Below are 12,431 nucleotides of genomic sequence, written 5' to 3' on the forward strand. Positions count from 1 at the left end.
GCAATAGGACAGATTTATCTAATTTCCGAAGGGCTTACCCGTGAAGCTGGCCATCAAATTTGATGGCATGAAACATTTTGGAAACCTGTGAAACACCTACGGTGAAGCACTTTTCAATTCGAAAAATTTTATACTTTCCTGCTATACAAAAAAGAATGGCTGTCTCCCGATGAGACAGCCACCCCTTTCCAACGGAAGAAATTTTTATACTTCTAAAATTTCTTTTTCTTTGTCCGCTGTTATTTTGTCGATTTCTTTGGAAGATTTGTCGGTGAATTCTTGCACTTTCTTTTCGTAAGTACGCAACTCATCTTCTGTGATTTCTTTGTTCTTTTCTGCTTTCTTCAATGCTTCGATGGCATCGCGGCGAATATTGCGGATAGAGATCTTGGCCGCTTCATTTTCTTTGCCGACGGTTTTTGCCAACTCCTTGCGTCGTTCTGAAGTCAATGGCGGAATCACCAAGCGGATGACATTTCCGTCATTTGCTGGGTTGATACCCAAGTCGCTTTGGTAAATTGCGCGTTCGATATCACCGATACTGGATTTATCGTAAGGTGTTATCAACAACATGCGTCCTTCTGGAATCGTAATGGAAGCCAACTGATTCACTGGCGTACTCGCTCCGTAGTATTCCACTTCAATACGGTCCAATAAACTCGAATTGGCGCGGCCAGCCCGAATCGATCCAAGTTCGCGGATCAGAGCAGCTTCCGTTTTTTTCATTCTTTCGAGCGCATTATCCAGGATTGCTTTAACCATGATTATTTCCCCCTAACAGTAGTTCCGATATCTTCTCCCATTATAACACGGCGAATATTCCCTTGTCTGTTTAAGTTAAACACAACCAGCGGGATGTCGTTATCCATGCTTAGTGAGCTTGCTGTAGTATCCATCACTTGCAGTCCTTTGGAGATAACATCCAAATGAGTCAACTCAGAGAATTTAATTGCATTCAGGTCCTTCATCGGATCGGATGAATAGACCCCATCAACATTGTTCTTAGCCATCAAAATAACGTCAGCATTGATTTCAGCGGCACGAAGGGCTGCTGTCGTGTCAGTAGAGAAGTAAGGATTGCCGGTGCCGGCAGCAAAGATCACAACGCGTCCTTTTTCAAGGTGACGGACAGCTCTTCTGCGGATGTAAGGTTCGGCAATTTGTCTCATTTCGATGGAAGTCTGCACACGGGTAGGAACTCCTTCATTCTCCAAAGCATCCTGAAGAGCCAGAGAATTCATGACAGTCGCAAGCATCCCCATATAGTCGGCTTGCGCTCTCTCCATACCCATTTCAGCGCCGGTAGTGCCGCGCCAGATATTGCCGCCGCCCACAACGATAGCTATTTCTACGCCCAAGTCATGGACTTCTTTGATTTCTTTAACGATTTCTTCTATCGTTGGCGGGTTGATTCCGAAACCAGTGTTGCCCGCTAAAGCTTCACCACTTAGTTTTAAAACAACGCGTTTGTATTTTGGTTCACTCATTCTATATTTCCCTCCGTAATTGGCTGACCCCTGATCAATCAGGCTTATGACTATGATAAAAAAGCCCCAATTAAGGGGCAATTTTCATTATTTTTTGACTTGGCTCATAACTTCTTCTGCAAAGTCCACAGAGCGTTTTTCGATACCTTCGCCTACAGCGTAGCGAACGAATGATTTAACAACTCCGCCTTTTGAAGCAGCGTATTGTGAAACAGTTTGATCTGGATCTTTAACGAAAGGTTGATCGTTCAATGAAATTTCGCTCAAGAATTTGTTCAAACGGCCTACGATCATTTTTTCAACGATGTTGGCTGGTTTGCCTTCGTTCAATGCTTGTTCAGTCAGAACTTTCTTTTCATGCTCAAGTTCTTCTGCAGAAACTTCGTCGCGTGAAACATATTTAGGATTGATTGCAGCGATATGCATAGAGATATCCTTAGCAGCATCCGCATCAGAGGAACCTTCCAATACTGTCAATACAGCAATACGTCCACCTTGGTGCAGGTATGCTCCGAAAGCATCTGCATCTGTCTTTTCAACGATAGTGAAGCGACGCAAAGTAATTTTTTCGCCGATTACAGTAGTAGCGTTCAGGATAACATCGTTTAATGTACCCTCAGCAGTTTCGATTGCTAAAGCAGCTTCCAAAGTTTCTGGTTTGTTTTTAGCGATGATTGCTGTGATATCAGCCACTAAGTTTTGGAATTTGTCGTTTTTCGCAACAAAGTCAGTTTCTGCATTGATTTCAGCGATAACAGCTGTATTTCCGTCGACATATACGTTTGCAAGTCCTTCAGCAGCGATACGGTCAGCTTTTTTAGCTGCTTTTGCCATACCATTTTCTCTTAGGTAGTCAACCGCTTTGTCCATGTCACCATCGACTTCTACTAGAGCTCTTTTAGCATCCATCATGCCTACGCCTGTCATGTCGCGCAATTCTTTAACCATTTTTGCTGTTACTTGTGCCATTCTATGATTCCTCCTGAATATTCTTTTTCATAAAAAAAACTGTCCCAAAGAGATAGAAAAGATGTCGGCTACCTAATTGGCTATATCTTTCTTCTTTTCTGAGACAGCTTGTTGCTTCAAACTAAATAGGAAATTTTATTCGTTGTCGCCTTCAACAACTTCAACGATTTCTTCTAATGAAGTTGCTTCATCAGCTTCAGCTGCAAAAGTTTCTTCAACAGAAATTTCAGCTTGATCATTTCCTTGGTTGCCTTCGATGAAAGCATCAGCCATTTTAGCAGTGATCAATTTAACTGCACGGATAGCATCATCATTTGAAGGGATCACTACGTCGATTTCATCTGGATCACAGTTAGTGTCAACCATAGCGACGATAGGAATGTTCAGTTTGTGAGCTTCTTGAACAGCGATTCTTTCTTTTCTTGGGTCAACGATGAACATTACATCCGGGATTCTAGGCATATCTTTGATACCGCCCAAGAATTTTTCCAAACGTTCTTGTTCTTTTTTCAAGATTGAAACTTCTTTTTTAGGAAGTAGTTCGAAAGTGCCATCTTCAGCCATAGCTTCGATTGATTTCAAACGTTTGATACGTTTTTGGATAGTATCCCAGTTAGTCAAAGTTCCACCTAACCAACGGTGATTGACGAAGAACTGACCTGAACGGATCGCTTCATCTTTGATTGAATCTTGCGCTTGCTTTTTAGTACCTACGAATAAAGCTACGCCGCCTTCTTCTGCAACATTAAGCATGTATTTGTATGCTTCGTCGACTAATTTAACGGTTTTTTGCAAGTCAATGATGTAGATACCGTTTCTTTCTGTAAAGATGTATCTTTTCATTTTTGGGTTCCAACGACGAGTCTGGTGACCGAAGTGTACGCCTGCTTCCAATAATTGTTTCATTGAAATTACTGCCATGTTTATTTCCTCCAAGTTTGTTTTTATTTTCCTCCCCTGATTTCTTCTACAGCAGAAACTCATCTTCCGATAAGCAACGTCCACCGTATCGATCAAGGTGTGAAATGTGGTTTTGCACCGTTGATAATTATATCGAATTATGCTGAAAGAAGCAAGTGTTTTTTCTGAAAATGGCTGATGGCAGCATCCTCACCGGATATTTCAGGATTGGATCCCCAAAATCTGCTTGATATCATCGTTCGTCAGCCTTTGTCTGTTCAGCGCTTCTTCCCCTTCCGATACGATCAATTGATCAAATAACATTTTTTTGTCTTGCTGCAGTTGATTGATTTTCTCTTCAATGGTCCCCTCCGCGATAAAGCGATACACTTGCACGTTTTTCTTTTGGCCGATACGATGCGCTCGCCCTGCAGCTTGCTCTTCGACAGCCGGGTTCCACCAAAGATCGAAAAGGATCACAGTATCCGCCCCGGTCAGATTCAACCCGGTCCCTCCCGCCTTCAGGGAAATCAAGAAGACATCCGTCTGGCCTTCGTTGAATTGGTTAACCAGCGTAATCCTTTCTGCGGGAGGCGTTTTTCCGCTGAGATACAGATGAGTCAGATTTTCCTTGGCCAATTCTGCTTCGATCAGTTTCAGCATGGACGTGAACTGGGAAAAAACCAAAACGTGCTGGTTGTTTTCTTGGGCATTCTTCAATATCTCGACCAATTGCTCCAATTTGCCCGATCCGCCCTCGTAGGTTGCATCGACTAAGCGGGGATCGCAGCAAATTTGACGCAAACGGGTCAGCCCGGCTAAGATTTCCATGCGGTTCCGTTGGAAATCTTCACTGTCATAATCGGAAACTTTTTCCTGCAGTTGCTGCAGATAAGCCAAATACATGATTTTCTGGTCACGGTTCAGGCTACTGTATATATCCGCTTCCGATTTTTCAGGAAGATCGCCCAACACGTCCGCCTTCAGCCTGCGCAACATGAAGGGTTTGGCTGTTTTCGAAATGTCTTCGAGTGTCATTTTTTTGAATTCCTGCAGTTTCGGGAACAATCCAGGCAAAATCAATTGGAAAATCGCCCAAAATTCCGTCACGCTGTTCTCGATCGGCGTGCCGCTCAATGCGATATTGACGCGGGCTTCCATCTTCGCTATGGCTCGGAACGTCTTCGTATTATAGTTGTTGACGTACTGGGATTCGTCCAGAACCATCGCATAGAAATCACATTTTTGATAGGATTCGATATCCTGACGGAAACTTTGATAGGAAGTTATCGCTATGCCGTTCTCCGGCAGCCGGGACAGCTGCTCTTCCCTCTCTTTTTTCACACCGCTGATGACGCTGATTTCAAGCAAGGGCGCAAATTTTTGGAATTCGTATTTCCAATTGTATATCAATGAAGCCGGCGCAATCACCAAAGCGGGTTTGCTTTCGTTTTTACCTTCTTCCACTTCGCTGAGCAAGAAAGTGATCAGCTGCAGCGTTTTTCCGAGTCCCATTTCATCTGCCAAAATACCGCCTAACCCATAGTTGGCAAGGAATTTCAGCCATTTGAAGCCAGTCACTTGATACGGTCGTAAGTCCGCTTGCAACGTTTTCGGAAGCTCAGCCGGAAACTCGTTCGGGTGCTTGATGAAATGGTAAAGTTCATTGAGGAAATCTTGGCTGCTGACCTCAGGATTCAGATCATTGATTTCTTTTTCAAGCGTCATGCTTTTGATCATCGGCATGGAGAGCGTCCCGTCGTGGAGTTGGGATTCATCTTTGATCAATGAGAGGAAACGATTCATCTCTCTCATTGTTTCCGTCTCCAATGACAGGATCCGGCCGTCTTCTGTCTTGTAATAGGCCTCATTTTTTTTGAGGCTGTTCAATAATCTGTCTATTTCATTTTCCGAAATGCCAGCGACATCAAAACGGATATCCAAAAAAGAATCCCTGGTTCTGCGTTGAACTGAAGTTGAAACCTCTGTGTTCTCTACGATAAGTTTCTGCAGATCCGGACTCAATACGATCTCCGCATAGCGGCGCAAAGTTGGGATTTTTCTGTAGAGAAAGCTGAATAGATCGACATCTTTCGTGGCCAGGAAGGATATTTGGTTTTCGATGATGTTGAAATCCAAATTTTCCAATACTTGCAGAATCCGCTCTTCGCCTATTGTGTCCCTGATCAGGAATTGAGACTCAGCTTTGGAACCCCGATTCTGCTGGAAGACCGTTTCCCCGTATTTGAAGAAAATTTCGCCTTTTATACGCTTAGCCGGACCGTGGAAATGGATGGAGACAGTCAATGGCTCATCGATGATGTTACTCTCCAGTTCCTGGCTGAAATGCACCGATCCGATCTGTTTCAACAACGGGATGACATAGGTCAGCAAATCCGATACATCGGGTTCTTCGATCCCGATTACAGTTGCATCCTCGAAACGTTTTTCAAAGAATGCGAGATACCCTAACAATTTGTGTTGCTTTACACTGAGCGGATAGACTTTGTTGCCTTCTATCAACCAGTCGTAATCCAACAGCTGAATGATATTTCCCCGCTCGATGCGAAGCTCTATTCCTTTGCCTTTCTTTCCGAGCAGAAATTGATAGCCCGGTTTATCGGGACTGATTTGCACATCCGGGTACGTCTGATCGCCGGAGATCCATTCGACCCGGCCGGTTTGGATCAGATCGGCCAAGATCGCGTGCGCTGCACTCGGCGGAAGGATCAGATAGGAATCCAATTTTCTGGCTGTGACATTCAACAACTGCTTATTCAACGCAGCAGGTTGTTCTTCCAGTAATTTATGCAACCGGTAAATGATGTGTTGGTCCGCTTCCTCTATCTTGACGGTCCCGAAATCGATCGCATCACCGAGGCGATATTCCCATTTTTCCTGTTTGATGAATTGTTCCGTAAATTGTTCGATATTGGTGACCATGTAAGGTTTATCAACTCCTGCTCGCAAGGACAGGGCCAAAACATACTCACCGGTGTTCTGCATCAGATTGTTTGGCTTCATGCGCAAAACCTGCAACGTATACTGTACCTCAAAATCTGCTTGGGGGCTCAGGCTCTGGGCGCCCTTGTTTTCCTGAAAGAAAATCTGCGTCAAGTCATTCACAAATTCTTGACCGGCAGTTTCCGCATCCACCTGGAACTGCTCCGCGCTGCTCTCCGTCAGAATACGGGTGCCGCATTTTTCTTTCAGATACAATTCGACAGCAATCGTATGTTTGCAATACTGATGATTTTTCCAGTATTTGCATTGACATACATCCTGTTCCCTGGCTGTCCCATCTAAGGTGACATGGTACATTTTACTGCCGAGCACTTCACAATGCCAAACCTGGCTGTGGAAATCCGGCTGCACGGATAGCACGCGATCCTCATTCACATATTCGCGTCCCTCTTGTATCAACTTGTCGGGCATACTCCATTTCACGCTATCACTTCCTCTGCTTCTTGCTGTCCATCCTTTATTGTACTGCAATTTCATCAAAAAATATAGCTTCTTCCCCTTTGATGACGGCTGAAAAGGAATATTTAACTTGAAATATCCGACAATCTATCCCATACTGATTATCATAATGCTTAAGCAAAAGGAGCCCTGTCATGTTTTTTAAAACAGTTGTTATCATCGTGAGATTTCTGGTCCGTATCCTAAACGGCAAGACCGAGATCCAAAACAAAGAGTATATTCCGAAAGACACAGTTTTCATCCTTGCAGCACCCCATAGAAGCCTGTTGGATCCGGTTTTCATTTCCTTTGGTGTATATCCGCTTGTATTTTCATCGATGGCGAAGCAAGAACTCTTCAAGGGGAAAGTCGTGACTTGGGTGCTCACTCACATGAACGCATTCCCTGTCAATCGCGAGAACCCGGGCCCCAGTGCTCTGAAGCAACCCGTTTCGATTCTGAAAGAAGGCAAAAACAATCTGCTGATTTTCCCGACCGGATCGAGACATTCCTCTGAAATCAAAGGCGGAACCTCTTCAATAGCCAAGTTGGCCAATGTCCCGATTCTTCCAGTTGTCTATCAGGGTCCACTCACATTCAAGGAACTCCTGAAACGCAAAAAGGCGACTGTTCGCTTCGGCAAGCCTATCTATCTGCCAAAGGAAAAGCGGATTTCCAGAGAAGAGTTGGCTGCCTATGACGAATTACTCGCAACCACCTTCCGCCAGTTAGATGAAGAAATCGATCCGAATTTCGTATACGTAGCAAAATGATTTGTACAAGCAAAAAAGACAACACCGGAATTTACCCGGTGCTGTCTTTTTTGCTTGTTTTTGTTCCGGCTAATCAATCGTTCATCGACTGGAGCATGTACATGTCATAATAGGTTCCCCGTTTGGCGATCAGTTCTTCATGTGTACCCCTTTCGATGACGCGTCCTTTGTCCAGGACAAGGATCAGATGGGCATCGCGAATAGTGGACAAACGGTGTGCGATTGCAATCGTCGTTCTGCCTTCCCGCATCTTGCGCATGCTTTCTTGGATCAGGAGCTCAGTCTCGGTGTCGATATTCGCTGTCGCCTCGTCAAGAATAAGCACTTTCGGATCTCGCAATATCGTCCGGGCAAAGGAAATCAGTTGTCTTTCTCCGCTAGAATAGCTGGCCCCACGTTCGATCACCTTTGCATGATAGCCTCCCGGAAGCGACTCGATGAAGGAATCAGCATGCACAAACGCTGCCGCACCCTCGATGTCCCGATCGGTGTAGTCTTTGTTCATCAAACGAATATTGCGGGAGATATCGCCGTAGAAAAGGAAGGAATCCTGCAGTACCAAGCCTATTTTCGAGCGGATTTCATCTATCGGATAAGTCTTGATTGATTTCCCGTCGATCAAAATATCGCCTTTCTCAAACTCGTAAAAACGCAGCAGCACATTGATGATGGAGCTTTTGCCGCTGCCCGTGTGTCCGACCAAGGCAACTGTCTCGCCTGGATTGGCTGTGAAGCTGATGTCTTTGAGCACATCCTGCTTCCCGTCATAAGAGAAGGAAACATTTTTGAACTCGATTCTACCTTGGCTGATTTCCAAATTCGAATCTTCAGGTTGGATCGGTGCCAATTCGGCGTTATCCAGCACACTCAATACCCGCGAACTGGAGACGATGCCGTCCTGAAGGGCGCTGAGGTTATCCATCATCATCCCCATCGGACGGAAAAAGTTTTGGATGTAGGTCGTGAAAGCATAGATGACCCCCAGCTCCACGACACCGTTCAGTGTCTGATAACCAAACAACCAAAGAACAATCGCCAGCGCGATGGCCTGCAACAGATTGACGACTGGCATCAGCATCAGTGCGTTCATCTGGACCATCGCCACCCGGCCTTTGCTGTAGTCGTCGTTGATCGCATCAAATTCCGAGCGCAGCCGTTTTTCTTGCCGGAACTGTTGGATGATCGCCATACCGGAAATCGATTCATTCAATTTCGTGTTCAGTTGGCTCAGCCTTTCGCGCATCGTTCGGTAAACGCGCGTGCTGTATTTTTGATAATACCAAATCAGACCGGCCATTATCGGCACAAAAACGATGAAAAGCAGGGAAATCTGCCTGTCCAAAGTCCACATGGCGATGAAAACAGTGACGATGCTGAAGATCCCTTCTGCCAACGCCAAAAACACATTCCAGAATTCCTTGATGGTTTCTGTATCATTGGTTACCCGCGAAACGATCGAACCGGCTGGCGTCGTATCATAGTAACGCATCCCCAATTGGTTGATCTTACGGAAAACGGCATTGCGGATATTCTCAACGGTTTGTTCCGAGGCCATACTGAATATGTAACGTTGCAGATACGTAACCAACATCTTCAACAAGATGGAGCCCAGATAGGCCATCGCGAAAAATACGCTGATGTTGGTCGTGACATTGCCCGCAGCCAGATAATCATCCATATAAATTTGGATGATGCGCGGGGCCACCACATTCACTAGTGATAATGCGATACTGAAAAGCAATGCGGTCAAAAATTGATAGCGGAAAGGATGGGCAAATCGGAAAATTCTTTTCGTTACCCGAAGTTGCTCTTTTAATGGGATTGTCTTAGACCATGCTGATCCACTCATGCTTCATCCTTCCCTTCTAATTTGGTTTCGAGTTGTTGTTTTTCGTACATCCTGCGGTACCATCCATTCTCTTCCATCAACTCATGATGGGTTCCGCGTTCGACAATGCGCCCTTCATCCAGGACAATAATCTCATTCGCATGCATTACGCTGCTGATCCGATGGGCTGCGATGATTGTTGTCTGATTCGCTCGCTTTTCCTTAAGGCCCGTCAAGATCGCTTCTTCTGTCTTCGCATCCACCGCGGATAAGGAATCATCCAGGATGAGCAGCTCCGGTTCAGTCACCAAAGCCCGCGCAATCGCTATCCGCTGTTTTTGGCCACCAGATAAGGAAACGCCCCTTTCCCCGACCAACGTATCATAGCCACCGGGAAAGCCCAGAATATCCTGATGAATGGCAGTCAATCGCGCAGCCTCTTCAACTTTTTGCTGGCTGATGGATGGGTCGGCAAAACGGATATTTTCCCTGACGTCTGAAGAGAACAAGAAGTTGTCTTGGGGAACGTAGCCGATTCCGCTCAATAACGCGTCCAATGAATAGTCACGGATATCAATCCCGTTGTAATTGATGCTGCCTGCATATTGATCATACTCACGCAACAACAAACGAAAAATCGTACTTTTTCCTGCTCCGGTTCTGCCTACGATACCCAACGTCTGGCCCTTTTCCAAATGGAAGCCGACATCCTGCAGGCTGATTTCTTCGCTGTTCGGGTAACTGAAAGAAGATACCTGAAAATCCAGATCGCCTGTAACCGGAGTCCGGACGGCATTCTTTTGCTCCTGGATCGTCGATTTCTCCTTCAGAAGCTCATCGATCCTGCTGTAACTTGCACTTCCCCGTTCCAACACATTGAATAATCTGCCAACCGCTAACATCGGCCATGCCATCATTCCGATATAACTGATGAACGAGACCAATTGACCGATGCTGATGCTGCCTTCCACTACAAATCGTCCACCAAAGATGATCGTCAACGCAAAAGAAAGTCCCAGGATAAGTTGGATTGCAGGATCGAATAAAGCATCGACCTTGTAGACAGCCTTATTTTTCGCGACGACATCCTTCGTCATCGCTTCGAAATCATGGATGTCCTCTTCTTCTTCGCCGAAAGTTTTGATTACTTTGACGCCGGATACGCTCTCTTGCGTTTTGTCATTCAGGTTCGAGAAAGCCGCTTGCGCCTTACGGAAACGTTTGTGCATCTTTTGTCCGAGGATTCTCGACACCAACGTCAAAGCCGGCAACGGGATCATGGCGATAAGCGTCAGACGCCAGTCGATCAAGAAAAACATCGTGAAGAGCGTGATTCCGCCTGAAGAAATCGAATCCGCCAGTGTCAATATGCCTGCACCAGCGACCATGCGGATCGCATTCAAGTCATTCGTCGCATGCGCCATCAGATCACCGGTCCGGTACTTTTGGAAGAAGACCGCATCCATTTCTGTGAAATGCTTGAACAATCGTGAACGAAGTATTTTTTCCAATTCTGCCGAGGTTCCCCAAATCTTCATCCGCCATATATAACGGAAGAGGTACTGCAGGACGCCCGCAATCAAGATGATCGCCGACCACTTCCACAAAGACGCCATGGTTAAGGTTCCCAACGCAATTTCATCGATGATGATTCCAACAACGCGCGGCGACACGACTTGCAGGATTGCGACAATGATCAGGAAAAAGACGCCAACAAAATAGGCTTTCCATTCCTGGCGGAAAAACCAACTTAATTTTTTGAAAATACTCACGTATATTACCCCCTTCTTACTTGTATAAAGACAAAATAAAAATGTGGAACCGTAGAGATCCACATTTTGTATATTATTTCATTAATCTACTTCTTTTTCTTTGTTGATTGTGCTTTCATAGAAGCCATGATTTGTTTAACTTTTCTCTCGGATGGTTTTTGACCCATCTGCATCATCATAGAACGCAACATTTCTTCATTGATCGGTGGATTTTCTTCAAAATATTTTACCATATAACGTCTTGCAAGGAAAAATCCGCCAACCGCGCCTGCTACTATTCCTAAAATGACCATCATTACCCATGCTGTTGTTGACACGTATTCATCCCCCTTTCCAAAGCATTCATTCATTAATTGTACTAAAGATTATGAGAAAAAGAAATAGCAATCACCGATAAATTTAGCAATTTTTCGAGAACGCTTCAACCATATCCGGTTTTGGGACAAATCTGTGCAAATTCTTGCTTCATCCCGAGAATATACGAACATCTGTTTGATATTTCGGATGATTAGTGGTATCCTAAACGTATAAATATAAGATTACGGAGATGATGATCTCATGGTTAAAAATAAAGATTCACGCCAAATTGAAGTGCTCCAATACATTTATGAAGAAGTCCAAGAAAAAGGCTATCCCCCGACCGTAAGAGAAATCGGAAATGCGGTAAAATTATCCTCCACATCCACGGTGCATGGCCATCTGTCGCGTCTTGAAAAAAATGGCTTTATTCAGCGCGACCCAACAAAACCCCGTGCGATTGAACTGACTCAAGCGGGTCTGGACAAGTTGGGGATCATGTCGGATAAAATGCCGTTGTTGGGTACCGTCACAGCCGGTGCGCCCATACTTGCCGTGGAAGAGGCGACTGATTATTTCCCTGTTCCCCCGGATCTGAAATCCAATTCCGGTTCTTTGTTCATGCTGAAAATCCGCGGAGATAGCATGATTGATGCCGGTATATTCGATGGCGATTCAGTCATCATCAGAAAACAAGCCACGGCTGAAAACGGCGATATCGTCATAGCCATGACGGACGACGATGAAGCGACCTGCAAACGATTCTATAAAGAGAACAACTATTATCGGCTGCAACCAGAGAATGCAAGCATGGAGCCGATAATCCTGGATTCTGTCCTCATTTTGGGGAAAGTAGTCGGTTTGTACAGGAATCACATCATTTAAAGAACAGTTCTCCGACTGACACAAAAAGGCTGCCGATCGGCAGCCTTTTTGCGTGTCC

Annotated in this window: 10 protein-coding genes; 2 read left to right on the forward strand and 8 right to left on the reverse strand. The window is 45.2% G+C overall.

Going from position 1 to position 12,431, the window contains the following annotated elements:
- Positions 1–204: 204 nt before the first annotated feature.
- The 5 genes from frr to ACTCCX_RS10300 form a co-directional block, all read right to left on the reverse strand.
- On the reverse strand, positions 205–762 hold the full coding sequence (frr, locus tag ACTCCX_RS10280) for a ribosome recycling factor (RefSeq protein WP_463275907.1): 558 nt from the start codon (positions 760–762) through the stop codon (positions 205–207).
- Positions 763–764: 2 nt separating this feature from the next.
- Positions 765–1,487, reverse strand: coding sequence for a UMP kinase (gene pyrH / locus ACTCCX_RS10285; protein ID WP_463275908.1), 723 nt, complete (start codon positions 1,485–1,487; stop codon positions 765–767).
- An 87-nt stretch (positions 1,488–1,574) separates the two neighbouring features.
- The gene (gene tsf / locus ACTCCX_RS10290; RefSeq protein WP_463275909.1) at positions 1,575–2,456 is read right to left on the reverse strand and encodes a translation elongation factor Ts; all 882 of its coding nucleotides are present in this window, start codon (positions 2,454–2,456) and stop codon (positions 1,575–1,577) included.
- A 135-nt stretch (positions 2,457–2,591) separates the two neighbouring features.
- Complete coding sequence (gene rpsB, locus ACTCCX_RS10295) at positions 2,592–3,377, reverse strand: 30S ribosomal protein S2 (protein WP_463275910.1); 786 nt, start codon at positions 3,375–3,377, stop codon at positions 2,592–2,594.
- A 201-nt stretch (positions 3,378–3,578) separates the two neighbouring features.
- A complete protein-coding gene (locus ACTCCX_RS10300; RefSeq protein WP_463275911.1) occupies positions 3,579–6,803 on the reverse strand; it encodes an SNF2 helicase associated domain-containing protein in 3,225 nt (1,074 codons plus the stop codon).
- A 170-nt stretch (positions 6,804–6,973) separates the two neighbouring features.
- Here ACTCCX_RS10300 and ACTCCX_RS10305 point away from each other — a divergent pair, with 170 nt between their 5' ends.
- Positions 6,974–7,591: a lysophospholipid acyltransferase family protein gene (locus ACTCCX_RS10305; RefSeq protein WP_463275912.1), complete on the forward strand. Its 618-nt coding sequence runs from the start codon at positions 6,974–6,976 to the stop codon at positions 7,589–7,591.
- 73 nt (positions 7,592–7,664) lie between these two features.
- Here the strand turns inward: ACTCCX_RS10305 and ACTCCX_RS10310 are convergent, their stop codons facing one another.
- From ACTCCX_RS10310 to ACTCCX_RS10320, 3 genes are all read right to left on the reverse strand, one after another.
- Positions 7,665–9,440, reverse strand: a complete 1,776-nt coding sequence (locus ACTCCX_RS10310; protein WP_463275913.1) for an ABC transporter ATP-binding protein — start codon at positions 9,438–9,440, stop codon at positions 7,665–7,667.
- Positions 9,437–11,191, reverse strand: a complete 1,755-nt coding sequence (locus ACTCCX_RS10315; RefSeq protein ID WP_463275914.1) for an ABC transporter ATP-binding protein — start codon at positions 11,189–11,191, stop codon at positions 9,437–9,439. Before ACTCCX_RS10315 ends, ACTCCX_RS10310 begins: the two co-directional genes overlap by 4 nt.
- 86 nt (positions 11,192–11,277) lie before the next feature.
- Positions 11,278–11,508 carry a YneF family protein gene (locus ACTCCX_RS10320; protein ID WP_463275915.1) on the reverse strand — a complete coding sequence of 77 codons (231 nt, stop codon included), beginning with the start codon at positions 11,506–11,508 and terminating at the stop codon, positions 11,278–11,280.
- 241 nt (positions 11,509–11,749) lie between these two features.
- Between ACTCCX_RS10320 and lexA the strand changes: the two genes are divergently transcribed.
- Positions 11,750–12,373, forward strand: a complete 624-nt coding sequence (gene lexA / locus ACTCCX_RS10325) for a transcriptional repressor LexA (RefSeq protein ID WP_463275916.1) — start codon at positions 11,750–11,752, stop codon at positions 12,371–12,373.
- The last annotated feature ends 58 nt before the right edge of the window (positions 12,374–12,431 follow it).

It is taken from the genome of Trichococcus sp. (assembly GCF_055118575.1).

Coding starts and splice junctions, on each gene's coding strand:
- pyrH (WP_463275908.1), bottom strand. CDS start 1,487: ATGAGTGAACCAAAATACAAACGCGTTGTTTTAAAACTAAGTGGTGAA.
- ACTCCX_RS10305 (WP_463275912.1), top strand. CDS start 6,974: ATGTTTTTTAAAACAGTTGTTATCATCGTGAGATTTCTGGTCCGTATC.
- tsf (WP_463275909.1), bottom strand. CDS start 2,456: ATGGCACAAGTAACAGCAAAAATGGTTAAAGAATTGCGCGACATGACA.
- frr (WP_463275907.1), bottom strand. CDS start 762: ATGGTTAAAGCAATCCTGGATAATGCGCTCGAAAGAATGAAAAAAACG.
- rpsB (WP_463275910.1), bottom strand. CDS start 3,377: ATGGCAGTAATTTCAATGAAACAATTATTGGAAGCAGGCGTACACTTC.
- ACTCCX_RS10310 (WP_463275913.1), bottom strand. CDS start 9,440: ATGAGTGGATCAGCATGGTCTAAGACAATCCCATTAAAAGAGCAACTT.
- lexA (WP_463275916.1), top strand. CDS start 11,750: ATGGTTAAAAATAAAGATTCACGCCAAATTGAAGTGCTCCAATACATT.